The organism is Xanthomonas sp. NCPPB 2250 (genome assembly GCF_056725265.1).
Map to the genome: position 1 here is coordinate 55314 of NZ_CM161520.1, position 24567 is coordinate 79880.

General features: G+C 67.5%; 28 protein-coding genes. 24 read left to right on the top strand and 4 right to left on the bottom strand.

The genetic code is table 11. The features are described 5' to 3' along the window. Positions 1-65: 65 nt before the first annotated feature. The 10 genes from AC1PMG_RS00250 to AC1PMG_RS00295 all read left to right on the top strand — a co-directional run bounded on the left by AC1PMG_RS00250 (position 66) and on the right by AC1PMG_RS00295 (position 5537). Positions 66-761 carry a DUF1963 domain-containing protein gene (locus AC1PMG_RS00250; RefSeq protein WP_481110222.1) on the top strand — a complete coding sequence of 232 codons (696 nt, stop codon included), beginning with the start codon at positions 66-68 and terminating at the stop codon, positions 759-761. A gap of 355 nt (positions 762-1116) precedes the next feature. Continuing rightward, on the top strand, positions 1117-1404 hold the full coding sequence (locus AC1PMG_RS00255; protein ID WP_481110223.1) for a barstar family protein: 288 nt from the start codon (positions 1117-1119) through the stop codon (positions 1402-1404). A gap of 281 nt (positions 1405-1685) precedes the next feature. Next, entirely contained in the window at positions 1686-2003 is a 318-nt protein-coding gene (locus tag AC1PMG_RS00260) for a hypothetical protein (RefSeq protein WP_481110224.1), read from the top strand. A gap of 116 nt (positions 2004-2119) precedes the next feature. Beyond that, positions 2120-2515: a hypothetical protein gene (locus AC1PMG_RS00265; protein WP_481110225.1), complete on the top strand. Its 396-nt coding sequence runs from the start codon at positions 2120-2122 to the stop codon at positions 2513-2515. A gap of 131 nt (positions 2516-2646) precedes the next feature. Then, positions 2647-3129, top strand: coding sequence for a hypothetical protein (locus tag AC1PMG_RS00270; RefSeq protein WP_481110226.1), 483 nt, complete (start codon positions 2647-2649; stop codon positions 3127-3129). Positions 3130-3227: 98 nt separating this feature from the next. After that, positions 3228-3626, top strand: coding sequence for an Imm10 family immunity protein (locus AC1PMG_RS00275; RefSeq protein WP_481110227.1), 399 nt, complete (start codon positions 3228-3230; stop codon positions 3624-3626). Between the two features lie 68 nt (positions 3627-3694). Then, positions 3695-4051 (top strand): hypothetical protein, encoded by a 357-nt coding sequence (locus AC1PMG_RS00280; RefSeq protein ID WP_481110228.1) that lies wholly within the window; start codon positions 3695-3697, stop codon positions 4049-4051. Positions 4052-4279: 228 nt separating this feature from the next. Next, entirely contained in the window at positions 4280-4693 is a 414-nt protein-coding gene (locus AC1PMG_RS00285) for an ankyrin repeat domain-containing protein (protein WP_481110229.1), read from the top strand. 51 nt (positions 4694-4744) lie between these two features. Then, positions 4745-5008 carry a hypothetical protein gene (locus AC1PMG_RS00290; protein WP_048491215.1) on the top strand — a complete coding sequence of 88 codons (264 nt, stop codon included), beginning with the start codon at positions 4745-4747 and terminating at the stop codon, positions 5006-5008. 70 nt (positions 5009-5078) lie between these two features. Beyond that, the gene (locus AC1PMG_RS00295; protein ID WP_481110230.1) at positions 5079-5537 is read left to right on the top strand and encodes a T6SS immunity protein Tdi1 domain-containing protein; all 459 of its coding nucleotides are present in this window, start codon (positions 5079-5081) and stop codon (positions 5535-5537) included. A gap of 336 nt (positions 5538-5873) precedes the next feature. Here AC1PMG_RS00295 and AC1PMG_RS00300 read toward each other — a convergent pair whose 3' ends face one another. Further along, positions 5874-6551 (bottom strand): hypothetical protein, encoded by a 678-nt coding sequence (locus tag AC1PMG_RS00300; RefSeq protein WP_481110231.1) that lies wholly within the window; start codon positions 6549-6551, stop codon positions 5874-5876. 249 nt (positions 6552-6800) lie between these two features. On the opposite strand from AC1PMG_RS00300, the gene AC1PMG_RS00305 reads away from it, so the two are divergent. From AC1PMG_RS00305 to AC1PMG_RS00335, 7 genes are all read left to right on the top strand, one after another. Further along, complete coding sequence (locus AC1PMG_RS00305; protein ID WP_481110232.1) at positions 6801-7235, top strand: hypothetical protein; 435 nt, start codon at positions 6801-6803, stop codon at positions 7233-7235. Positions 7236-7348: 113 nt separating this feature from the next. Continuing rightward, on the top strand, positions 7349-7630 hold the full coding sequence (locus AC1PMG_RS00310) for a hypothetical protein (protein WP_481110233.1): 282 nt from the start codon (positions 7349-7351) through the stop codon (positions 7628-7630). A 59-nt stretch (positions 7631-7689) separates the two neighbouring features. Beyond that, positions 7690-8142 carry a hypothetical protein gene (locus AC1PMG_RS00315; protein WP_481110234.1) on the top strand — a complete coding sequence of 151 codons (453 nt, stop codon included), beginning with the start codon at positions 7690-7692 and terminating at the stop codon, positions 8140-8142. Positions 8143-8543: 401 nt separating this feature from the next. After that, complete coding sequence (locus tag AC1PMG_RS00320) at positions 8544-8936, top strand: hypothetical protein (RefSeq protein ID WP_342074335.1); 393 nt, start codon at positions 8544-8546, stop codon at positions 8934-8936. 97 nt (positions 8937-9033) lie between these two features. After that, positions 9034-9486: a hypothetical protein gene (locus tag AC1PMG_RS00325; RefSeq protein ID WP_481110235.1), complete on the top strand. Its 453-nt coding sequence runs from the start codon at positions 9034-9036 to the stop codon at positions 9484-9486. A 293-nt stretch (positions 9487-9779) separates the two neighbouring features. Continuing rightward, positions 9780-10262 (top strand): DUF3828 domain-containing protein, encoded by a 483-nt coding sequence (locus AC1PMG_RS00330; RefSeq protein WP_481110236.1) that lies wholly within the window; start codon positions 9780-9782, stop codon positions 10260-10262. Positions 10263-10290: 28 nt separating this feature from the next. Further along, complete coding sequence (locus tag AC1PMG_RS00335) at positions 10291-10608, top strand: MafI2 family immunity protein (protein ID WP_481110237.1); 318 nt, start codon at positions 10291-10293, stop codon at positions 10606-10608. Between the two features lie 15 nt (positions 10609-10623). Here AC1PMG_RS00335 and AC1PMG_RS00340 read toward each other — a convergent pair whose 3' ends face one another. Next, positions 10624-11385: an OBAP family protein gene (locus AC1PMG_RS00340; protein ID WP_481110238.1), complete on the bottom strand. Its 762-nt coding sequence runs from the start codon at positions 11383-11385 to the stop codon at positions 10624-10626. Between the two features lie 365 nt (positions 11386-11750). On the opposite strand from AC1PMG_RS00340, the gene AC1PMG_RS00345 reads away from it, so the two are divergent. The 7 genes from AC1PMG_RS00345 to AC1PMG_RS00375 all read left to right on the top strand — a co-directional run bounded on the left by AC1PMG_RS00345 (position 11751) and on the right by AC1PMG_RS00375 (position 21378). Beyond that, positions 11751-14129 carry a TonB-dependent receptor gene (locus AC1PMG_RS00345; RefSeq protein WP_481110239.1) on the top strand — a complete coding sequence of 793 codons (2379 nt, stop codon included), beginning with the start codon at positions 11751-11753 and terminating at the stop codon, positions 14127-14129. Between the two features lie 898 nt (positions 14130-15027). Beyond that, positions 15028-17271, top strand: a complete 2244-nt coding sequence (locus tag AC1PMG_RS00350) for a TonB-dependent receptor (RefSeq protein ID WP_481110240.1) — start codon at positions 15028-15030, stop codon at positions 17269-17271. Then, on the top strand, positions 17271-17561 hold the full coding sequence (locus tag AC1PMG_RS00355) for a hypothetical protein (protein ID WP_481110241.1): 291 nt from the start codon (positions 17271-17273) through the stop codon (positions 17559-17561). Before AC1PMG_RS00350 ends, AC1PMG_RS00355 begins: the two co-directional genes overlap by 1 nt. Next, on the top strand, positions 17551-17823 hold the full coding sequence (locus AC1PMG_RS00360; protein WP_481110242.1) for a hypothetical protein: 273 nt from the start codon (positions 17551-17553) through the stop codon (positions 17821-17823). The genes AC1PMG_RS00355 and AC1PMG_RS00360 overlap by 11 nt, the downstream gene beginning before the upstream one ends. After that, complete coding sequence (locus AC1PMG_RS00365) at positions 17820-19367, top strand: PepSY-associated TM helix domain-containing protein (protein ID WP_481110243.1); 1548 nt, start codon at positions 17820-17822, stop codon at positions 19365-19367. Before AC1PMG_RS00360 ends, AC1PMG_RS00365 begins: the two co-directional genes overlap by 4 nt. Positions 19368-19562: 195 nt before the next feature. Continuing rightward, positions 19563-20738, top strand: a complete 1176-nt coding sequence (locus AC1PMG_RS00370; RefSeq protein ID WP_481110244.1) for a GGDEF domain-containing protein — start codon at positions 19563-19565, stop codon at positions 20736-20738. Between the two features lie 79 nt (positions 20739-20817). Next, entirely contained in the window at positions 20818-21378 is a 561-nt protein-coding gene (locus tag AC1PMG_RS00375; protein ID WP_481110245.1) for a hypothetical protein, read from the top strand. Positions 21379-21433: 55 nt separating this feature from the next. Here the strand turns inward: AC1PMG_RS00375 and AC1PMG_RS00380 are convergent, their stop codons facing one another. Both AC1PMG_RS00380 and AC1PMG_RS00385 read right to left on the bottom strand, forming a co-directional pair. Further along, positions 21434-23089, bottom strand: coding sequence for a carboxylesterase/lipase family protein (locus AC1PMG_RS00380; RefSeq protein WP_481110246.1), 1656 nt, complete (start codon positions 23087-23089; stop codon positions 21434-21436). A 146-nt stretch (positions 23090-23235) separates the two neighbouring features. Then, complete coding sequence (locus AC1PMG_RS00385; protein ID WP_481110247.1) at positions 23236-24273, bottom strand: alpha/beta hydrolase; 1038 nt, start codon at positions 24271-24273, stop codon at positions 23236-23238. Between the last annotated feature and the right edge of the window lie 294 nt (positions 24274-24567).

Consider the following 24567-nt stretch of genomic DNA (forward strand, 5'->3'; position numbering starts at 1 on the left):
CTGTTCTACTGGACGCAAAGCCGGGAAAAATGGCCCGGTCTGAATGAGGCACGGAAGACGCATACGTGACGACAACGGCTGATGACCTCAAAACCCAACTCGCCCGCTCGGGTGTCATCCTGGAGATCGGGGGATTCCGGCCACCCGACGATCCCCTGGCGAGTTGGTTCGGTCGCGTGAACGTCTGCGCGCCGGGCGAGGCATGGCCGGAGACGGCGGGACGGCCGATGCACGCGCTATGTCAGATCAACGTCAGCGACCTGCCGCTGCGGCCGGCCCGTCTCGCGGATATCGCACTGAATGCGGTGTTCATCGGTCCCGATACGCTCCCGGTCGATACGCCCAACGGGGAAGGGTGGTGTCTGCGGGCCTACGAGCGGCTCGATGGACTGGTCCCGCTGGCGCCACGGAATACCGATTCGCCTATCAGCGCATTTCCGATGCGGCCGCATGTCTTTCATGACGACTACCCGCGCTGGGAGGATGCGCCGATGGATCTGCCGGCAGACATCGAAGCGCGCTACCACGATCTCTTCCGGAACCTGGATGGCTTCAAGCTGGGAGGATGGCCGACGCTGATCCAGGCCGAGATCTTCTGGGCGCCTTTCAAGCGCCATCCCGCGTCGCCGGAATTCGTCTTCCAGATCGACTCCACGGACAAGGGCCACTGGATGTGGGGCGACGGCGGCGTCGGCTACTTCGGACGCGGAACGGCGCCCTGCAAGGAGGACGAGTGGGCGCTTGCGTGGCAGTGCTACTAGCGACGCCCAGCGGAGAAGGCAGCGGCAACAAGTACGCAGTTCAGCGGGAAAACAGGGGTCAAAGTACACTTTGCATGCGCGACGATTTTAAAGTTCGTTCTGACCCCAGCTATACTCAATGGCGTAGCGCTTGTCCTTCAAGATTTTCCAAATGCGGACAATGGTGGCGGGATTAGCAGGGGCTAGACGAGTCATTGGCGATGTACAATGCTGGTAACGCCTACGGCGGTGCACATCGTCTGCAAGACTTCCAAGATCTCATTTTCAGAGCTGCAGCATGACTCCGGCGCCTAACAACTCATTCAAACCGACGCCACTTCGCGGCGTGGCTTAATCTAGATACCAAGCAAATCTCATGGCACGCGTTCCTGTGATTCGAATTGAGCTTGGAAACGTAACGTCCGCGAAGGATCTGCATGCCCTTCTCATGGAGTCGCTCGGCTTCCCTAGCTGGTATGGCCGCAATTGGAATGCATTTTGGGACGCCATCACCGGTCTGGTAGAAATGCCTGAGCAACTAGTTCTAGACGGCTGGCAGCGGTTTTCATTGCGCATGCCCACGGATGCGCAATTGATATGCAAGTGCCTCAAGGACATGTCCGATATGTATCCCCTTCTTTCTTCAACGGTCGTGTATACCTAACATCCCGTTCAAGGTACACGCACTGTCGCGCGTCGCTTGGAAAAATACGGGTCAGAGTTCACTTTATTGTGTGCGGCACTTTTGGAAGTTCGCGGACGATTGTGCGCTTGCGTGGCAATGCCATTAGCGACGCCCGGCGGAGAAGGCTGCGGGACCAGGTGCGCAGTTGATCGAGTGATGCATCAAGCGAGTTCCTAGCCAGACTACGCGCTATTGTGCGCGGTGAGCCGACAGGTCTACTCTGATCCAGCTGTCTGGTCGATCACATTAGGGGGTGTGATATGAAGTGCGGGCTGCTGTCTTTGGTCTTGCTGGCGGGCCTTGCGGCATGTCACTCCGCGCCGTCGCCGCGGCCCGCCGTCGCACATGGGGATGGCGCATCGCCGGACCGTCCCGTCGATCTGTCCGCGGCGCACAGCGAAGGCGCCGGCATCGCGGCGCAACGCAGATGGCTCGATCAGCACTACCCCGGCGCGCGCATCAAATCGCAGTCGCTATTGTTTGAGCCGTCGGCCATGGACCTCATCACGATCGTGCTGCCCTCCGGCGAGGAGCGCGAGGTCTACTTCGACATTTCGTCCTACTTTGGGAAGTGGTGAGCGGCGCCATCGCCAGTATGATGCGACACGCTTGCGTTAGCGCATATGCATCAAACGCCCTGCAATGATGAAATGCCAACCTCACCGCCTTGCAGATCGATCCAGGCACCCACGACATGAAGCGACATATCAAAGCGCTTGGAGCCGCGACCATCGTGGCGTGTGTCGCCGGATTCATGCTCTTCGGCTATTCGCCGATGCCGTGTGCCTGCGAAACGCCATGGCAGCTGGTGTACACCGCGTCAGGCTTGCCGTTCGACCGTCCCTATCGGACCTATGACGCAGTGCAATTGCAGTACGGACTTGACCGCCATCTTGCTGGGTCGACGGTCGTCGGTTCAAGCGACTACTTCTTCGACGCCTGCCAGGAAACGGCACCCCGGCGGCGGCGATGCGTCATTGCCACCGAAGAATCGTTGCTGCGAAAGTCGGGCTACGTGATCGAGATGGACACGGACGCGGAGGGACGACTCGAACGCACCCATGTAACGACCTACTCGGCGTGGCGCTAGCCGTTCCTACGCGGGAAAGAGATCGCATGCAGCGATGATTCGTGTCATCTCGGAATTTCTTGTGTCCGATGACTTGAGAACCGCTACGACAAGGTTATGCAACAATGCGCCTAAGCCGCTGGAGAGAAAGTATGAAAAAGCATCTCGCCGTACTGCTGCTGATCCTGGGCCTGGCCTGCAGCGCGCCCGCGCTCACCCAATCCTCCAAGTCCCCATTGCTCGGCAAATGGGTGCTCGATGTCGCAAGCATGCCGGTGCCGCCCGACAAGCGGCCGAAAAGCGCCACGCTCACCTACAGCGATGTGGGCAAGGGCAAGTGGCAGACGAATGCCGACATCGTCGGTGGCGATGGGCATGACATCCATGCCGTCGCCATTTATCCGCTAGACGGAACCGCAGCCCCAAGCAAAGGCTACCCGACGGTCGACACCACGGCCGTATGGCTGCCGGCGCCGAACGTGATGGTCGCGGCGTTCTACTTGAAGGGAATGCCACGCACGACACGCACTTACACCGTCGCCCCTGACGGCAAGACGATGACCGAAACCGTGGTCTGGTTGAACATCAACGGCGAGCCGGCGATCACGATGAACCGCTTCAACCGCGCTGAATAGCCTATGCGGAAAATACGGCTCAGAGCACGCTTTCTTGGGAGTTCGCTCTTGGCCTCTTCTAATCTGTGGAATATGGCGAATGAGGAGCGAGCATCGGCATGTCGTCATTCGTACTTCAAGCGAGCAGCATCGCTGTAGAACACCCAGAGGGGGAGTGCCATCTGGTCGGCTTCGCCGACCAAGCGCTCGATACCACGACCTATCTCCTGCTCCAGCGCGCATTCTCGTTCGACGAGCAGGACGTGGCGTTGAGGATGGCCACCTATCATGTCGAATGGTGTGGCCAGGAGACCTCGGGCTATGGCGGCGTCTCCCAGTTTCTGCTCAGCCCTGGCTACGCGCGGATTACATTCGTCCCAGATTCGCCGGTGGCACTGGCTGGTTTGGGGCTTCTCACGATCGTGTTCCAGTTGACACCGCCGGAGTACCTGGCATTGCAGGCTGCCCTTCGTTGCATATTCGCGGGAAGCAGTTGCTTCTTGGTGACCGATGCTTAAAGTGTCGTATCCGACCCATACCCGCTCGCGGGCTTGATCGTTCGGGATTAGCGGCAAAGGTGGGCTAGATGCGACTTGTCCTTGTCACTGCGCTTTTCCTGGCCGCGTCCTCAGCCGCGGCCAGCAGCACGATGTGTGCGTTCTATGCGCCGCCCGGCGCACCAGTGCCGGATCTGGAATTTCTTGGCTACGACAAGATTGGTGGGATCCTCATTCAAGACAAGAATGGGCCACGCATTCTTCCGCAAGGTTCCTACAAAGTCGTTGCGTTGGATCAGAGCGCTAGCAGGATCGACCTGACCTACGCCAATCCAGGCGATCCCTCGCTTCCACCGAGCTTCAGGCTAAGGGGAGCTGGGCCGGACACGACCTTGACCGTGCGCGGCAAGACGTACAAGGGCAAACTAAGTTGCGGGGCATGGTGAGCCATGCGCGACCACCTGGTAGTCAACCAGCGCTGTGCCGCTGAGCTGAAGGCTGGGACTGGCGCCTCTACTGAACCAAGAGCGTGTTGGCGGCCTGTGCAAACTGGGCGGTCGTTTGGAGAAGTCGTAGTGTATTGATTGGAGTCATGTGGTTCCGTCCTATAGACTGGAATTCATTCAAACCAACTACAATTCGCGCGGATCGACTCAAAAGAGGCAACTTGCAATATGAAAAGGGTCTCTCTACTCGCCGTGTTGGCGCTCAGCGTGTCGCCACCCGCCGTCGATGCCAAAGACCTCTTCGCCAAAGATCGCTGCAAAGCCGCGTACGAGTATCACTTCCTCAACAGGGCCGTGGCGTTCGAGGATTGGACAGGAGTAGAACTTTTGCTTGAAGGCGGCGCGGACCCAAACGGTCGTGGCTATGCGCAGATCACAGAGTGCGTTCGCCTTCCAGGTGAGTTCAGCTCCCCACTCGCACTGGCAGTGAGGAACGGGAACGCCGACCTCGTTCGCTTGCTACTGAAATATGGGGCAGATCCTAATCTTCTGGAAGGAGAGTCGGTGACCCCAACGGGAATTGCACGCGGCATGGCTTCCCCGGCCATCCTGCAACTGCTGCTTGAGCATGGCGGAAGATAGGCACAGTACCTTGTTCGTGCGAGATCGCATCCATCTGCCGCTAACGGACGCATGACCACATTCCAATTCCAACCCCGCTGGAAGGAAGAACTCGTCTGCACCGGCCCGGGCGGCGAGTTCGTGCTGGATTTCCCGATGGGTGTGCCGACGGTCTACGTGCCCACCGAGCATGCCTGGGCGCAGAGTGCACCTGCGTGGGCGCGCGACCTGTGGCCGGTGTTCAAGGCCGAGTTGGAGGCCTGGTGCCAGGCGCGCGACGTGCAGTTCTTCCTGGATGGATCGGCCAAGTGCTACGGAGCCACTGCCAAGGCCTAGGTGAACACGCTGACAGCAGGCGGATGCGCGTGGCTTGGTATCCTGGCGCGCCATCGCAGCAAGGTTTCCAATGAGCCAGAGTGCAGAGCGCGCCGACGCGACGAACGTCGCGCTGTATCACCTGATCGTGCCGGAATCGCACGAAGTGCTTGGCCCATGGGCGGACGCGTTCCCGGCGTATACCGTCGTCGTCGGTTACTCGAGCCTCGGCCACTTCTTTCTGCATGATCCGGCCAGCCAGGATTACGCGGTGCTGCATCCGTTCAAGGCCGCCGGCAAGTCGTATGGCGCACATGCGTCCACCGCGGCGTTCGAGGCGGCCATCCTGCGCGATCCGGGTTTCGAGGCGTATGTGTTGCGCGGCGACCATGTACGGGCGATCGCGGCGCGTCTTGGCCCGTTGAAGCCCGGGCAGATCTATATCCCGCAACCGTATCCGACGCTGGGCGGAACGGAAGCGCCCGAGACGTACGACAAGGGCGATGTGTGGGTCTTTGCGGACCTGGTCGCGCAAAGCGTGAGGTTGTGACGTGAACCCGAGCGATTTTGCAAGGCATGGCTGATGGGGATGTCGCACGCAAGTCGTCGATCGGCACGTGCGTTGTGCCTGCTTGCAGGCGCGCTGCTTGGTGTTGCCGCGTTCTGCGTGGGCGTTGACCCTGCGTCTCCGGTACGGTCGGGCGCGTGCGTGCTGCTTGCGATCGGCGCCAGCGTCCATGTGGTCTCTGCGTTCCTGGGCAGCGACGCCTGGCGGAGTCGCTTGATAGGGCTATGGCCGGGCATCTGAAGGTACGCTTTCAACAACCCGGGCGGCACGACGTCGCCGCCCGGATCACATGCACCGCGAAAGCCGCAGACGCTCGCCTCAGTGCTTCGCCGCCTTGCGCCGGTACACGCCATTGAAGCTGACGTTGGCGCCACCGCACTCCAGGTTGTCCGAAGCCACCAGCAGGTCGCCGACCAGCTGCAGGCGGACCTTGCAGTCGTCCTGGCTGAGCTCCAGCCGATTGCCTTCCGGAAAGCCGCGCGCGGTCACGGCGCCAAGGTGCGGCCCACCAGGCGCTTGATCTGGGGTCGGGTTGGCGCTGGGCCAGTAGGCATCGCCGTTGGCGGTGATGGTGCCGTCGCCGTTGGCGAGCAGTTGCAGTTCGTTGTCGCCGTCGTGCCACTGGCCGACCCAGGCCTGCGGCTTCGGCGCGGCCGTCGCCGGCAGCGGCTGCACACTCGACGCCGCCACCCAGCCGGCGCTGCCGCCGACCTTGTTGGGGTAGAACGCGCAGACGAAGCCGCCCTGGCGCTGCGCCAGGATCACGGTGTCGTCCTTGACCACATAGGCGCGCTGCCGGCACGCGGCCTCGCCCTTGGCCGGGCAGCCGTTGTCGTCGTTGAGCAGGTACAGGCGCGGTACTGCGACCTTGGCGAGCGAGAACCCGGCCGTACTCATGGGGAAGCCGCCGTTGCGGCACATCGCCTTGTCCTCGTCCGGCGCCGCGTAGGCCAGTGCGGGAACCGCCAACAAGGCAAGCAGCCAGGTCTTGTGCATCACAGTCGCTCCAGAGGTGGGTCAATAGTGTGGTGCATGCCGGGTGAACCGGTGGCGAGCGAATTAGCAGGCGAGGATCTCTTGCCGCCCGCCGGACACTGCTGCTGTGCTGCGTGGCGTGGCCTCCGTAACCCATGCGCGCCGGCCAGCCGCAGCGATGCCGAAGAACACCTCGACCTGTAAGGTGGCTGCCATCAGGCGCGCCGCGAGGATGCCCTTGCCGCGGTCCAGATTTCAGAGGGTGATGGAATGGCAGTGAAGTACCGGGCGGGCGATGTCTTCGCGATCCCGTTGGATGCGGGGACGTACGCGCTCTGCCAAGTGCTGTGGGCGCCGCAGGGCGACTATCGCAAGGTGGTCGGTTTCTGTGTGCTGGAACAGCAGGCATCGGAACCGACGCTTGGCGCGTCGCCGGCACAGCCGCTGCCGGTGCGCGATGGCGACAAGGACATCCGATTGCTGTTTGCCGGCACCCAGAAACTCAGGAGCGGCGAATGGCGGATCGTCGGCCACGCGCCGTTGCCCGACGACGCCAGGGAGTTGCTGACCTTCCACATCGCCGGCGCCTTGCACGAAGGCGACACCTTCGTGCGGATGCTGTCGGTGGACGAGTACGCGCGCTATCCGTCGATGTCGGTGCTCGGATTCGAACTGGTGCAACGACTCCTGAGCGGCAGCCGCTGATCTGGGGCGTGGGCCGTTGACGGCCAGTGGCCGCTCGGCGAGCATCGCATGCAGCCTCGGCGCAGGGGCGTGACCAACGCCGCACATCACTTCTGTCTGGATCAGGTGACACCATGCCCGCAAGCCTGTTGACCGAGGTGGTCCTGCGCCCGCTGGTCGAGATCGTCCTCTACGGTCTGTGCTATGTCGTCGGCATGCTCGTGGTGCCGACGTTCTCGTTCGGCTACTACAGCGTCGAACCGTGGAGCAGCAAACGGCGCAGCAAATCCGGCAAGCGCAGCGCCTATCTGGCCCCACGCGTGGTCTCGGCCGACGCGGCGGCGTTCTGGGGCGGGTTTTCCCTGGTGGGCTTGGGGTTGTTGGGCTATGCGCTGTGGAGCGCGGCGGGCGCTTAACCTCGAAGCGGCCACACCGCGCTACGCTTTCTCGCCTTGGACTGCAACGGATTGCACCGATGCCACATTCCGGCACCTGCTTCATCACCCGACACACGCTGTCGGCGCTGCGCGATCAGATTCACCAAAGGCCCGAACTGGTGATGGCGCTCGAAGGCTTGATTGAGGTGGAAGAGGAGCACTTTCCTGATCCACCGATCTACGCTGCGCTGTCGCATCTGGCGCAATGCACGGCATGCCAGGCCTGGAGCGCGCTCTGGCTGGAGGCGCAGTTTCCCGAGAGCGGGGCGTGGCGCGAGCGCGTCGCTCGCTACTGCTGCTTCAGCATGTTCGAGGCAGTGACCAAGCCGGACAGGGTGGTGCGGATCGGGTTCGAGTTGTTCCGTGGCGAGGATCCGACCTGGTACCTCAATGACGCGATCTGTGTGCAGTTCTGTCCGTGGTGTGGGCAACGTCTGCCCGATCGCCCGTTCGAGCCGGATCTGCATCCGGAGCCGGAGCCAACACCATGACGCGGTGCCGCCGCCGCGTCGCGGCCGTTTCAGTGCAACCGCGACAACCGCCGCCCGCCCTGTGGATGGCGTGGCGCTGCGATCGGTCTCAGGGCGTCTCTGGGCGCGCGTGCTGTCTACGGCGGATGCGATGAGTTGTCATGCAGGCATGCTGCAATGGATCTGGCCGGTTGCGGCACCATGGTGTCCGGCGCTGGTCGCTGGCTGCTGCGAGTGCCGTCTCTGCGTGCCGCAGGCGCCTGCGTAGGCCGCACGAGCTACATGACGTGCCGCACCGCTGTCCACCTGGACCGCCGCGCGTGCGTTACCCTCCGGGACCGCCCATCCGCGCCTGCGCGCCATGACGCAGCCGCGCCGATGCGCGCGTCCGCCCCCCGATCGTTCGAGAGTCAAGCTGCCGCATGCATCCTGTCATCCATTTCCGCTCCCGCCTGCTCGAGGTGAGCGCCGAGCCGGAGAATCCCATCAATCCGATCCGCGGCAGTTCGTTGCTGGACTGGTTGCGCGTGCGGGTGGGCGACGCCATGGTCCTGTCCGAGCCGGACCCGGAGGACTGGGGCTGGGCGTCCGAAGCGGAATGCCAGGGGCGCACCTACCTGGTCGGCGCCTACGCCGAGGAAGAGGTCGACGGCAACCATACCTGGATGCTGCAGATCGACAAGGAGCGCTCGTTCTGGGAACGGCTGCTCGGCCGCCATGCGATGCGCGACGACGATCCGTGCTTTGCGCGGCTGCATGCGCTGATCGCGGCGGAACCGCGGTTCACCGACGTGGTGGTCGAACGCGAATCCTGACCGCCGGTACGGCTGCCCGACGCGATGGCGCGGACTGCAGCACACGCGCCATCGCGCTTGGGTATGCTCGGCGGCCCCTCTCCATCCGCGTGCCACCATGCCGATTCGTACCCTGTCGCTGTTCCCGTTGCTGCTGATCGGCACCTCGCCCGAGCTGATGGCGGCACCCAAGCATTGCCTGCCGTATGGCCCGACCCAGGTCACCCTGTCCGGTACCCTCGCGCCGTCGCCCAACGACGCCGCCGCGCCTACTGCCCCGCACACGCATGCGCATCCGGACGCCGCTGCCGCTGCCGGTGCGGCAGCGACCCAGGAAGAGGTACTGATCCTGCCGCAGCCGCTGTGCGTGGCGGCGTCGGCGGATGGGCGCCAGCCGCGGCACGAGCAGGTGCGCCAGCTGCGGCTGGCGGTCACCGCGGACCAGGCGGCGCACCTGCGCGAAGAAGGCGTCGGCCAGGTGGTGCGGGTGACCGGAACCCTGGCGCATGCGCCGACCACGCCGGATGCACCGCCGCTGCGCCTGAGCGTGCTCGGGGTGGACAGCGACTGAAGGATGCCCTGGCGACGCGCTTTCGCTGCGATTGAGCGGCATGTGTCGTGGCCTCGTAGGAGCGGCTTCAGCCGCGACGGGCATTCCCGGTAAAGCCTGTCGCGGCTGAAGCCGCCCCTACGTGGTTGGCGTCCCGGTGAGATCGGATGTCTCCTGTTCCTAGGCATCTGGTTGCTGCGGCCACGCCGGCCGCTGGCGCACGAGGCAGCGCTCGCATTGACGGCGTGCAGCGGCTGACCGAGGATCGCCATGCCGCGCCTGGCGGCTCAAGGTGTTGGCGATCCATGAGGGCAATGCGTTTTCTGTGTGCGATAAGCCTGTGGCTGAGCGCGTTCGCCGCCATCGCGGGCGAGCCGCCGGCGCGCACGGTCCAGACGTTCTATGCCTGGGCGATCGCGCCCGAGCACGCCGATGGCGACGTTGCGCAGGTGCGGCATCTGCTGGGGCGGGAACTGTTCGCGGCGCTGGAGGCGCAGCGCGCCTACGAGGCGGCCTGCGCCAAACTGGTGCCTGCAGACGTCAAGCCGCACATGCTCGACCAGAGCCCCTTCTTCCTGTGGCCGGACCAACCGACGGCGTTGGTCTCGACGACCGCACAGGCCAAGGGCGACACCGCGCAGGTACGCGCCCGCCTGGCCGTCGACGGCCTGCAGTGGACGGACACGGTGGTGCTCGGCCGCCAGGACGGTCGCTGGGTGATTCTGGACATCGCCTGGCAGGAAGGAACGCTCACCCGACGCCTGGCCGACTTTGCGGCGCAGCGCTGCACGCAATGACGCCGCCGGCGTAGACGAGGGAAGCACGATGGATGACGTCGGCAGCCGTACCGCGTTATTGCTGAGCCTGCAGCGCGCCTTGCTCGGTGAGGTGCACCCGCAACTGCGGCAGGCCTCGATCGAGGCCGATCAGGCGCGCCGGGTGGTCCGGTTGCGCTTCGAATACGACGGCCCACCGATGGAAGCGCCGCGCGAAAGCTGCTCGTGCGCCGCCACAGAGGTGATCGCGGACTTTCCGGCGCGCTGGGACCTCGAAGAAGCGCATGTCGCCGTGCCGATGCCGGCGCCGCTGCAGCCCCTGCAGCACGTGGCATACCGTCGCGCAGAACCTGACGCTTCGGCCTGAATGGCACAGCGGGTTCTATCGTTCCCGCGTGCCCGCCTCCACCACCCCGGAAATCGGCGTCGCCGCGGGAAACGCGTCGCGCAGCAGGTCCACGCCCTGCTGTGGCTTGGCCAGCGGCGTCAGGTCCTGCCGGTCGGCGCGCAGTTCGGCGCTGCGGTGCGGGGCGATGGCATCGCGGCGGGCCTGCAGGTCCGGCTGCAGTTCACCGTCGCGGTTGAACGACCAGGCCAGCATGGGCTCGCCCAGGGGCAGGGCATCGCCGGGCTTCGCGCCGTCGCGCGAATGCCAGGTATGCCAGGTCTTGCCGTAGCTGTTGAGCTTGCTGCGCATCAGCGCCTTCTCCGCGGCGAGCGGCAGGCCGGGCGCGGACAACTGCCCGGACAGGATCTCGCCGTTGTGCGGATGCCAATAGCGGCGCTCCTCCGGCGGCAGTCGCTGGAACAGATTCTCGGAAATGATGTACTCCACGCCGGTCAGGTTGGCCTGCGCGGTGTCGCCGTCGAACAGGGCGCACTGGGCAAACTCCTCGTTGACCTGGCGGCAGAAGTGGTGGGCTTCCATCTGCTGGTGCGGGTGGTCGCGCATCGGGTGGAAGCCGACCAGATGGATGTCCAGCACTGCAGCCGGGCCATCGTCCTGCAGCGCCTTGGCGCCGGCCTCGAGAACGCGGGTCTTGGCACTCTCGGCAGCGCCGGGCGGCTGTGTGGCGGGTTCTGTGCGGTCGCGGCCACAGGCAGCCAGCGTCAGCAGCAGGGGAGCGAACAGGATCCGGCGCATGCGGGGTCTCCAAGAGCGGCGCGGCGGCGTCGGGCCGCATGGCCCGGACGTGTGGCGCACGACAGAGGCAGCATCGGCTGCGCCACGTCGATCGACTGTGGCCGGGGTGTGTGCACGGCGTGGTGCCGCGCAGGCCCAACCCGCCGGCGGCGCGATGCATGAGGTCCGCGGATGTCCGCTGCGAGGGCGTGGCGTGACGTGATGCGGTCACGCACCGTCTCGCCGTGGCCGCCACGCCGTCATTGCAATGGCGGTGCAACACAGACGACATATCGTGCCGCGCTGCGCCACAGTCTGGCGTATGCCGTCGCGGGCTGCTGCGCAAGCCGAACGGACTCGATTTTGCGCGCTCACAAGGATCCGACATGCTGCATCCCCATCTCTCCCCGCGGCCGCTGACCGCGCGCGCCGCGCCGGCCCGTACCCGCCTGGCGCAGGCCTGCGCCGCCCTGGTGCTGGCCTCGGTCGCCGCCGCCGCCGCCGCGCAGGACAGCGCGCCGTCGCTGGCCGGCAGCGAGACCCGCCCGGCCAATGTCGCCGGCAATGGCGATGCGGCGACCTCGCTGGATACCATCATCGTCACCGCCGAGCACCGCGAGCAGAACCTGCAGGACGTGCCGGTGTCGGTGGGCGTGGTGCAGGGCGAGGCGATGCGCGACTTCACCGCCGGTGGCGACGACACCCTGCTGGCGCTGTCCGGTCGCGTGCCCAGCTTCTACGCCGAGACCACCACCGGCCGCATCTTCCCGCGCTTCTACATCCGCGGCCTGGGCAACATCGACTTCTACCTCGGCGCCTCGCAGCCGGTGTCGATCATCCAGGACGACGTGGTGCTGGAACACGTGGTGCTGAAGTCCAACCCGGTCTACGACGTGGACCAGGTGGAAGTGCTGCGCGGCCCGCAGGGCTCGCTGTTCGGCCGCAACACCACCGCCGGCATCGTCAAGTTCGACAGCATCAAGCCCAGCGACGACTACACCGGCCGCGTCACCGCCAGCTACGGCAGCTACAACACGGTCTCGGTCGACGGCGGCATCGGCGGCCCGATCAACGACGTGCTGTCGTTCCGCGTGTCCACGCTGTACCAGCACCGCGACGACTGGGTGGACAACACCTACACCGGCCCCAGCGCCGACGGCACGGTTACCCCGAAGAAGGACGCGATGGGCGGCTACGACGACCGCAACGCGCGCCTGCAGCTGCTGCTGAAGCCGAGCGAAAACTTCTCGTTGCTGGGTGCGTTCCATACCCGCGACTACGACGGCACCTCCACCCTGTTCCTGCGTGGCGCGCTGCGCAAGGGCTCGAACAAGGTCGACGTGCCGCGCGATCAGGTGGCCTACGACGAGGCCCACGACAACCCGCAGGCGTACAAGACCCATGGCGCCTCGCTGAAGGCGATCTACGACTTCGGCGGCGTCTCGCTGACCTCGATCAGCGCCTACGAGACCACCTCCGGCTACAGCCGCGGCGACACCGACGGCGGCGCCGCGGCCAACTTCCCGGTCAACGGCGTGCCCAACGGCTACGGCCAGTCGATGGGCCAGGTGCGCGACCTGGACCAGTACACCCAGGAACTGCGCCTGGCCAGCGAAGGCGACGCCCCGCTGCAGTGGCAGGCCGGCGCGTTCTACTTCGACGGCAAGGACACCACCGATTTCTACCAGCGCGCCTACTTCCTGCAGACCGCCGCGCGCAATCCCAACAACTGGGTGCGCCTGCACAACAGCAACACCTCCTGGGCCGGCTTCGGCCAGCTGACCTACAAGGTCACCGACGCGCTGACCCTGACCGCCGGCGTGCGCCAGACCCGCGACAGCAAGGAGACCAAGCTGCTCAAGACCGCCGACACCGCGGCCGGCGTGGTCACCTACAAGGGCCGCCGCGACGTGCGCCTGGCCGACACCCAGCCGAGCTGGGACCTGAGCGCGATGTACGAGATCAACCCGAACGTCAACGTGTACGCGAAGGTCGCCCGCGGCTTCCGCGGCCCGACCATCCAGGGCCGTTCGGCGGTGTTCAATTCCGACTTCACCACCGCCGACTCGGAAACCATCCTGTCGTGGGAAGCGGGCATCAAGAGCAACCTGTTCGACAACCGCCTGCGCCTGAACGTCACCGGCTTCACCTACACGGTCGACGACATCCAGCTCAACGGCAACGACTCCAACGGCAACGGCGTGCTGTTCAACGCCGACAAGGCCAAGGCCTACGGCATGGAAGCGGACCTGGACTGGCGCCCGATCCCCAACCTGTCGCTGACCGCGGGCCTGAGCCTGCTGCACAGCGAGATCCAGGACAAGCGCGTGTATGCGCAGGTGTGCGGCCTGAACGGCGTGGTGGTGTGCACGGTGAAGGACCCGACCATCCGCATCGGCAACAACACCTTCGCCCAGATCGACGGCAACCCGCTGCCGAACGCGCCCAAGTACAACGTCAACCTGGCCGCGCGCTACGACATCCCGGTCAACGACGGCGGCGCTTTCTTCGTCGCCACCGACTGGAACAAGCAGGGCTACACCAGCTTCGTGCTGTACGACTCCACCGAGTTCACCTCCAACGGCAACTTCGAGGGCGGCCTCAAGCTGGGCTACACCGGCGACTACGGCGCATGGGAAGTGGCCGCGTTCGCCCGCAACATCACCAACGAGAAGAACCTCAAGGGCGTGATCGAGAACTACATGGCGGCCGTCTACAACGAACCGCGCATCGTCGGCGTCTCGTTCAACCTGCACTGGCACTGATCGCAGCACGTCGTAGCACCACACCGGCAGCACAGGCCGGCGCCAGCGGGCGGGAGGACGAGAGTCCTCCCGCCCGTTTGCGTTTTCGCAGCAGTAAGTTGCTGTTAGCTCTGACCATAGCCATAGCCATAGCCATAGCCTTCTCGCTTCTCGCTTCTCGCTTCTCGCTTCTCGCTTCTCGCTTCTCGCTTCTGGCTTGCGGCTGTGGCTGTTGCTTCTGATTTACCGGGTTCCCTTCCGAAGCGGCGGCCATCGCGGGGAAAAACCCGAAGGGCGGCGTACAGGGATGTACGCCGTCCGCGGCAGGGGCAGGATGCCCCTTCCGCGGATCCCCGTGATGGACGCGGACCCGGAGCGCGCAGCGCGGAGGGCGCGTAGGCAGGGCGCGCTTGACCAGCCTTCGGCTGTGGTAAAGCGCTTCTTTTGGTTACCTTTTCTTTGCGCGAGCAAAGAAAAGTAACTCGCCGCAAGGCGAAAGCCTTTGCTGTTGCTTCAAGCATGAGTGTCAGACAAGAAGAACCGTAGGAGCGGCGTCAGCCGCGACCGCGACCTCCACGGTAAAGCCCGGTCGCGGCTAAAGCCGCTCCTACGACCGCCCGAGCCCTCGAGGCCCGAGGTCCCGACCCCCGACCCCCGACCCCCGACCCCGACCCCGACCCCGACCCCGACGCCGACGCCGACCCCGACGCCGACCCCGACGCCTGAGGCCCGCGGCAAACCTGCCACCCATCCCAAATCCCATGGCAGCCCCGCCCCCGCTCTGCTAAAGTCCGCGCCCAGCGCTGCCGCGTCCGGCAGCCAGGCACAGCCGCCGCCATGCCTTCAACCGTGAGTCTTTCGGGGGAAGTGGTGCATGCGCGTCGCGCCGTCTGTGTTGTCCTTGTGTGTGGTATCCGTCTTGCTGAGCTGGGCGCCGCCAACGCGCGCCGCCGCCGCCGATGCCGCGCCGCCCCCTGATCCCACCACCCTCGACCAGATCGTCGTCACCGGCGAGAAGAGCGGCCGCAGCGTGCAGGACACGACCAGCTCGGTCGCCGTCACCACCGAAGCGCGCATCGAGCAGGAGAACCTGCAGAGCGTCTACGAGGTGTTCAACCGCACCGCCAACGTGGCGCAGACCTACGGCGATGCCGGTTTCAGCATCCGCGGCATCCGCGACATGGACGGCGGCGGCGATGCACCGCTGGCCACCATCTACCTGGACGGCGCGGCGCTGCCGCAGACCGCGATCAGCTGGGCGCCGCTGAGCCTGTGGGACCTGCAGCAGGTGGAGATCCTGCGCGGCCCGCAATCGACCCTGCAGGGCGAGAACGCGCTGGCCGGCGCGGTGATCCTGCGCACCGCCGAGCCGACCATGGACTGGCAGGGCAAGCTGCGCGTGCTCGCTTCCGATCCGTCCGACCGCAACCTGGCCGGCGCCGTCGGCGGGCCGATCGTCGCCGACGAACTGGCGTTCCGGGTCTCGGCCGAGCAACGCAGCTTCGCCGGCTACAACTGGAACCTCACCCGCCAGGCCTCCGACGACGCGCTGGTCTCGGCGATCTACCGCGGCAAGCTGCTGTGGACGCCGTCGGCGCTGCCCGGGCTCAAGGTGCAGCTCGGCTATACCCGCGCGCACCGCACCGGGCCGTACATGTACAGCTACGTACGCACCGACCTGCCCGACTACTTCCAGCACCGCTACGCCACCAACAACACCCCGGACCGCACCCGCACCGACAGCGACATCGTCACCCTGCAGGCCGACTACGCCCTCGCCGAGGCCTGGTCGCTGTCCTCGGTCAGCGCCTGGAACAAGGTCGATTCGTTCAGCACCTGGGACCTGGACCGCGGCCCGGCCAACACCGCCTATTCGCAGCGGCAGATCGCCACCACCACCGCCTCGCAGGAACTGCGCCTGCGCTACGAGGGCACGGCGCTGCAGGGCCTGATCGGCGCGTACTGGGCGCGGCACGTGGAAGACAACGATGCGCGCTCGTTGACCAACGTCGCCACCCCGACCGCGACCATCGCACGCCTGCTGGGCAGCGCCGGCTTCCCGGCCGCCAGCGCCAGTGCCATCGCCGCGCGCTATGCGCAGGTGCTGCCGGTGATTCCGGTGGACTACAGCGCCGCCAATCCCAGCCGCTCGAGCAACCGCGCGCTGTTCGCCGACGGGCAGTGGCGCATCGCCGGCGGCTTCTCGCTGCTGGGCGGCCTGCGCTACGACCGCCAGCGCTACGCCATGGCCTCGGACACCGCGGCCGTTTTCGCCGGCGTGTATCCGGACCCGGCCGCATTCGCCGCCAGCGGCACCGCGCTGTACCGGGCAATCGCCGCGATCAACCAGGGCGTGGCCGGCATCGTGCGCTCGGCCAGCGGCGAGGTGGCGTGGAACACGCGCGACTTCGATGCGCTGCTGCCGAAGCTGGGCGCGCGCTACGAGTGGAACCCGGACCTGTCGGCGAGCCTGGTGGTGCAGCGCGGCTACCGCTCCGGCGGCTCCAGCTTCAACGTCGCGCGCAGCCAGGCCTTCGCCTACGACCCGGAATACACTTGGAACTACGAGGCCGCGCTGCGCTCGCAGTGGCTGGACCGGCGCCTGACCCTCAACGCCAACGCCTACTACATCGACTGGAAGGACAAGCAGGCCACCGCCTACTTCGGCCTCAACAGCTACGACTACAACACCGTCAACGCCGGCCGCGCGCACCTGTACGGCGGCGAGCTGGAGCTCAGTCACCGTGTCGACGAAGCGTTCGACTGGTACGGCTCGCTGGGCTTCTCGCACACCCGCTACGACAGCTTCGCCACCATCGTCGGCGCCGAAGTGACCGACTATGCCGGCAGCGCGTTCGCCTACGCGCCGCGCTGGACCGCCGCGCTGGGCGCCAACTGGCGCTTCGCCGACGGCTGGCTGGCCAACCTCAACGCCAGCTACCGCGACCGCGTCTACACCGACGTCGGTGCCGGTGCGGTGCAACTGGCCTCGCGCACCCTGGTCAACGCCAAGCTCGGCTACGAGACCCTGGACTGGAGCGCATGGATCTTCGCCAACAACCTGCTGGACCGGCACTCCGTGCAGTACCGCTGGGCCAGCGATCCGATCGCGCTGCTGGGCGCACCACGCGTGGTCGGCATCGGCTTCGAGGCGCGCTGGTGATGTCGGCTGTCGCGACCGCGGTCTACCTCCTGGCCGCCGCGCTGGCGGCGCTGGCGTTCTACCTGGCCACCGCGCATCAGCGGCTGCGTCCGGCCTGGCGCCGGCATGCGCGCGCGCTGCGCGTGGCCGGCTCGCTGCTGTGCGTGGCCGCGTTGGGTGCGGCGATTTCGGCGCTGGGCGTGTGGGCCGGCGTCTTCGCCGCGCTGAGCGCGACAATGCTCGCGGCGGTAGCCCTGCCGTACCTGGATGCCTGGCGGCACCTGCATGGAGGCGACACCGATGTGGGCTAGGTGGCTGGCGGCGATCGTTCTGGGCCTGCCGCTGGCGGTGGGCGTCATCGGCTTGTGCGTGCTGCTGTGGCCGGGCGACCTGCAGGTGCACACGCTGCCGTGGCTGTTGCTGGTGTTCCCGCTGTGGGTCGGCGCGATGTCGCTGGCCTTCGTGTTCCGCAGCGGCGCACGCGCGTGGCTGTGGCTGGGCGGTGCGACCGCACTGTGCTACCTGGCGCTTTACCTGCTCAAGGCCACCCACCTCGTGCAGGTGAGCGCATGAAGGCCGCGACCCTGCGCCAGTTCCTGTCGGCGCACAGCTGGATGGGCCTGCTCGCCGGCATGGCCTTGTTCATCGCCTTCTACGCCGGGGCGATCAATGTGTTCACCCACGACCTGGAGCAGTGGCCGCGCCCGGCCGTGGTGCAGGCCCCGGCGTTGCCGCCGGAGCAGGCCGCGCAGGCCCTGGCCGATGCGGTGCTGGCGCGACATCCGGCGCTGGCCGAGTCGTACACGCTGATGCTGCCTGGCGAGGGCCGCACGCAGCCGCAGTTGTTCGCGTTCGGGCCAGCTGCGCAGCAGGCCTTCGGCGGCATGGTGCAGTTCCAGCCCGGTGCCGACGAGCAGCCGGTGCAGCTGCCGCAGCGCAGCGGTTTCGTCGCGTTCCTGTACGACCTGCACTTCACTGCCGGGCTGCCGCGCACCTTCGGCACCTACCTGTTCGGGGTGGTCTGCCTGCTGTACGGGGTGGCCCTGGTCAGCGGCGTGGTGCTGTACGCGCCGGTGCTGCTCAAGGACCTGTTTGCGCTGCGCCGCGGCCGCAACGTCAAGCGCCTGTGGCAGGACGCGCACAACGCCATCGGCATGCTGTCGCTGCCGTTCCACGTGATCTTCGCCTGGTCCGGCGCGGTGCTGACCCTGGGCGTGTTGCTGCTGGCGCCGTTCCAGTACCTGGTGTTCGACGGCAAGCTGATGCAGGTGCTGCAGCCGGACTTCGAACTGGCGCCGCACGTGCAGCCCGCGCAAGTGGCCACGCCGATGCTGCCGGTGACCGAGCTGGTGAAGCGGGCACGCGCAGCCAATCCCGGCTTCGTGCCGGAGAGTCTGTCCTTCCACGACGCCGGCGACGCCAACGCGCAGGTGGAGCTATATGGCCACCAGGAGCAGCGCCGGCTCAACACGCTCGGCGGCGTGGCGCTGCGCGCGGCCGACGGCAAGGTGTTGCGGGTGCTGTCGCCGCAGACCATGTCGCCGGGCGTGGCCGCGCTGCGCGGCCTGCAGACCCTGCACTTCGGCGACTACGGGCGCTGGCCGCTGCAGTGGCTGTACTTCCTGCTCGGGCTCGGCGGCGCGTTCCTGTTCTACAGCGGCAACCTGCTGTGGGTGGAAGCGCGGCGCAAGCGCCGCCAGGTCGCTCAGCCCTTGCGCACCCACGTCATGGCGCGGCTGACCACCGGCGTCTGCCTGGGCTGCGTGGCCGGGGTGTCGGCACTGTTCGTGGCCGCCCGCCTGCTGCCGCCGGGGATGGAGCGCGGCGCGTACTACGCCGTGTTCGCGCTCGGCGTGGCCTGGGCGCTGCTGCGTCCCACCGCCCGCGGCGCCTACGAACTGCTGCTGGCCTGCGCGGTGCTGACCGCGCTGGTGCCGCTGGCCGGATTGCGCGGCGCCGCCGGCTGGGTGGCGCCGTGGAGCAGCGGCACGCTGCTGGCCATCGACGCCTGTGCGCTGGCGCTGGCCTGGGCCTACTGGCAGATGGCGCGCGCCGCGTATCGCCGCGGGCAGGGTGGCGATCCACACAGCGTGTGGGCGTTCCCGCCGCCGCGCTGACGCGCCGCGCCATGCGGCACGGTAGGGTGCCGCTGTCACGCAACCGATCGTCCCGAAAGTGGACAATCACGCGCCGGTGCTTTTTCATGGTCTCGACGTGGGCACCGCAGCGTCCGCGCGAAACCGAATCGGGTGACACGATCTGATGTGACCTGATCCGCACTTCGCGCCGCGTTGCCGTCGACAGGGGACTGCATGCACGAGCGTTACCAGGAGCCACACGACGCACCGCCGGGCGAGGCCTACGCGGCGCAATTGCGCAAGGGATTCGCCGCGCTGCGTTTCGATCCTCCGCTGGAACGGGCGTATCGCCACTACACCGCCGCCACGCTGGGCTTCGCGCAGCGCGTGGCGGCTTCGCTGGGCGTGTTGATCGCGCTGCTGCTGCTGGGCTGGGACGCGATGCATTTCGGCTGGCGCGGCGGCGGCCTGCTCGGCTATGCGGTGGCGGTGCGCGTGGCGACCCTGCTGGCGCTGCTGTGGGTGGCGGCCGCGATCCACCGTGCCGACACGCACGGCCCTGGCCGTGCCGCGCTGCTGCTGCTGGTCGGCGGCACCGGGCTGGTGCTGTCGAGCATCGGCTACCCGCCGCAGGAACTGCGCTATGCGGCGGCGGTGATGACCCTGGTGATCGTGGCCGGCTTCTTCCCGTTGGGCATGGCGTTGTGGCAGAGCGTGGCGGTGGCGCTGCTGCTGTGCGCGATCAGCGGCGTGGCCGGCCATCTGCTGCTGGAGGGAGCGGCGCACGATGCCTACCTGCGCCTGCAGTGGCTGCTGTGGACCGCGGTGCCGGTCGGTGCGGTCGGCGGCTACCTGCGCGAACACTCGCGCCGCGAAGGCTTCCTGCAGCGGCGGGTGCGCGACGACGAGGCCTTGCGCGACGCGCTCACCGGCCTGGGCGACCGCCGCCGCTTCGACGAACACCTGGCGGTGGCGCTGGCCGAGCGCGGGCGCCTGCAGCGCGGGCTGGCGCTGATCCTGGTCGAACTCGACGGCTTCGCCGCGCTGAATCAGCGCAGCGGCGCCGGGGCCGCCGACCGCGCGGTGCTGGAGGTGGCCGAGGCCATGCAGTGCCTGCTGCGGCCGCTGGACGTGGCCATGCGCATCGGCGCCGACCGCTTCGCGCTGGTGCTGTACGACGCCAGCGGCGCGCACCTGCGCCAGGTGGCGCCTGCGCTGCGCGACATGGTCGAGGTGATGGCGATTGCGCAGGATGCGGCGGATGCACCGCCGTTGACGGTGAGCGTCGGTGCGCTGCTGGCCACGCCCGAGGACACGCCGGCCACGCTGATGCAACGGGCCGAGGCATTGCTGGATTCCGCGCGCGCCGTCGGCAACCGCGTGGTGCTGGCCGAGGACACGGGGTGGTGACATGCTCGGCAGTGGCCGGGCGCGCCTGGCGATGGTCGCCGCCGACCCGTTCCCCGATGCCGTTCGATGGAGGCGTTGCATGCTGCGCACAGTCCTGCTGATCCTCGCGATCGTCACGGCGGCGCTGGCGCAAGCGTATGTCGCGCTGACGCTACTGCCTCCCAATCCGGTTTCCAGCTACCTCGACCGTCTCGACCAGACCGATCACATGCGCGAGCAGATGCGCCAGGCCGGGCTGGATGGGGTCACCCGGATACGCCGCATGCAGCACGTATGCAAGCCGCCGGATGCGCCGATGCAGCGCGATCTGTCGTACTTCTATGTGGCCGATGTGGCGAAGATTCCCGATGCGTTCTGGGCCGGCGAGGCGGCCCGGCGACACTGGCGGCGCGGAGGAATGCATGACGCACTGCAAACCCAGGCGCTGCGCACGGCCGTGGGATTCAACGATTCGCCGCAATGCCCGTGGCTTCCGCAAGAGGCGGAGCTGGATTCGCCGCGTTTCTTGCTGTCGTTCCTGCGGATCGAATCGAGCGAGGCAAGTCCTGCGGATCCGTCCTGGCATGAAGTGAACGAGGTCAGCATGCTGGCCTACGATACCCGGACGTCGAAGCTCTATTACCTCTACGCCAGCTTGTGAGCACGCCGGTGCACGCCCATGCGCTTGCGCAGGAGAAGCACAAGCTCGCGCCGGCTCACAACGTCCCGCGCTGCACGAACGGCACCTGCGCATAGAGCCGGCGCTCGCCGCCGCGCGGGTCGTGCGCCAGGCGGCTATCGGTGTCGAACAGCAGGGTCTCGCGCTGGGCCAGCGAATACGGTGCCCAGCGCGGCAGGCCGGCGTGGTTGGGGTCGCCATGGCGAGCGAAGGCCAGCAACGCTGCGCTCATCGCATCGGCCATGCGCTGCGCGTCGGCGCCGTCGCCGGTGCGCGACCCGGGCTGGCGGATGTTGTCGAACACCAGCGGGATGTCCAGGGTGTGGAAGGCGCCGAACTTGCCGCCGTCCAGCGGCGAGCCCCAGTCGAGCTGGTACACCCAGGTCGGCGCGCCCTGCCGCGCACGCGCCTCGGCTTCCTCCACCGCGCCGCGCCAGGAGCGGCCGGCGGTGGTCGCGGCGAAGAACACCTCGCTCGGCGTGTAGTGCGGATACAGCCGGCGGTATTCGGCGATCACCACCTGCGGCGACAGGTCCACGTACTGCTCCTGCGCCAGCTTGTCCGGCAGCGCGTCCCAGCTCAGCGCGAAGTTGGCCGGATCGTGGCCGAGGAAGGCGCGGGTCTCGTCATGGGTGTTGCCGATCACCATCGGGATGCGCGCCGACTGCGGCGGCGCGTCCGGCCAGAACGGATGCCGGTGCAGCACCTGCGCATCCAGCACCGGGCCCAGGTACAGCGCGGTGTCCTCCGCGCGCGATGGATCGCGGATGCGCGTGGCCTCGAGCACGCGCTGCACCGGCAGTGCGCGCAGCGTGTCCAATTGCGATGGTTCCAACTGCAACGCCTGCAGCAGCAACTGCGCACGCTGGCTGGCGGCGCGCGGCCCGGCGGCGGTGACCTGTTGCCCGCTCATGGTCCAGGCGCGGTGGAACAGGCCCTGCGCGGCCGGCATCGCCATCAGCGTGGCGATCTTGGCGCCGCCGCCGGACTGGCCGAACACGGTGACGTTGCCGGCATCGCCGCCGAACTCGGCCGCGTGCGCGCGCACCCACTGCAGCGCCTGCACCAGGTCGAGTTGGCCGACGTTGCCGGAGGTGGCATAGGCCTCACCTCCGAACGGCGCCAGGTACAGATAGCCGAAGGCGTTGAGGCGATGATTGACGCTGATCACCACCACGTCGCCGCGCTGGCACAGGCGCACGCCGTCGTACAGCGGGTCGCTGCCGGAGCCGTTGTTGTAGGCGCCGCCGTGGATGTAGAACAGGATCGGACGCTTTGCACCGTCGCGCAGGCCCGGGGTCCAGACGTTGAGGAACAGGCAGTCCTCGCTGACCGGCTCGGACCCGCGCTGCGGCGCCGACGCACCATAGGCGCTGCAGTCGCGCACGCCGTGCCAGGGCCGTTCCTGCAGCGCCGGCTGGAAGCGTCGCGGCGCGGTGTCGGCGCCGTAGGGAATGCCCTTGAACACGCACACGCCCTGCTCGCGCACGCCACGGATGCGGCCGCTGCGGGTGCGCGCCAGCGGCGCCGCCCGCATCGGCACCGAGGCCGGCGCCAGACCGGGCAGCGCGCCGCTCAAGGCCAGCGCGCCGAGCGCGCCGTCGCGCAGGAAGCGGCGGCGGCCATGGTCGTCGGGGGCGGCCGCGTCGGGCGCGGTGGGGAGCGGGGCGGGCAGGCGAGGGCGGGCGGTCATGCGTGGACGGTGTCCTGGCTAGGCGATCGGGGACGCGAGAGGTGTGGCGGCGTGGCCGCGTTTGCGATTGCCTGCGGTCCGGCCGCGTGCGTGGGACGGGCGAGGCGGGCGGTGGCGCGTGGTGGAGAGGTCGCTCACGGACGGGCTCACGGCGTGCCCGCCGGTGGCGGGATCGGCGCGCGGGCGCGCGGATCGTCCTGCACGCTGCGCATCCAGCCCAGTGCCAGTTGCGGCCATGCCGCCAGCGGCAGGCCGGTGATGCCGCGGGTGCCGAAGCCATGGCCGCCGTGCGCGAACAGGTGCAGCTCGGCCGGCACCCCGGCCTGGCGCAGCGCCTGGTAGAACAGCAGGCTGTTCTCCTCCGGTACCACCGGATCGTCCTGCGCGTGCACCAAGAAGGTCGGCGGCATCCCGGCATGCACCCGGTTCTGCAGCGAGTAGGCGGCCATGGTCGCCGCGTCCGGATGGCGGCCCAGCAGCCGCAGCCGCGAGCCGGTGTGCGCCGCGGTGCCGCTGCCCATGTCGATGACCGGGTACAGCAGCAACAGGAAATCCGGCCGCGCGCTGACCCGGTCGATCGCGTCGCGCGCCGGGTATACCGGGTCGTCGTAGCGGGTGCCGAGGCTGGCGGCGACGTGGCCGCCGGCGGAGAAGCCGATCGCGCCGGTGCGGTGCGGGTCAACGCCGTAATCGGCGGCGTGCGCGCGGATCAGGCGCAGCGCGCGCTGCGCGTCGGCCAGCGGCTGGTCGCGCGCCACGGCGCCGTCGGTGGCCGCATCGGGCAGCCGGTAACGCAGCACGAACAGGGTGATGCCGGCCTGTTCGGCGAAGATCGGCACCAACGCCGTGCCTTCCTTGTCCAGCACTACACGCGCATAGCCGCCGCCGGGTGCGACCAGCAGCGCGCTGCCGTTCGGATGCTTCGGCCGGTACACCACAAGGTAGGGCTGGTAACGGCCGCTGAGCGCGCGATCGGGCAGGGCCGGGTCGTCGCTGCGCTCGACCAGGCGCGGCTGCTCGGGGCCTGCCGTCGACCCCGGCGCCGGCCCGGACCACAGCGGCAGCCGCGCCGCCAGCTCGGCAGCGCTCTCGCTGGCCGGGCGGTCGGCCGCCGCGGCCGCGCCGGGAGCAAGCGCACAGCACAGTGCGCCGGCCACGACCAGCAATGCGGTCCAGACACGCATACCGGGACGGCGGGCACCAGCGGCTGGCGACCGCCCGCTTGTCGCGTGTTGAACATCCGCGTGGGACGCCTGTTCGTGGAATGACTGCAGTTTCATTGGTTCCTCGCCGGTCGTGGCATGGGCTAGCGCTCAGTCTGCGACACGGTGCGACACCACCAACGCGCCGTCCCACCGCCGTTGCTGTTGTGTTTGCTTTTGCCCTTGCCGTTGACCAATCCCGAATCCCCAATCCCGAATCCCGGCCGCCCCAAAGGCGGCCTTTTGCCGCACCGCACATTGCCAATGACACCGGTT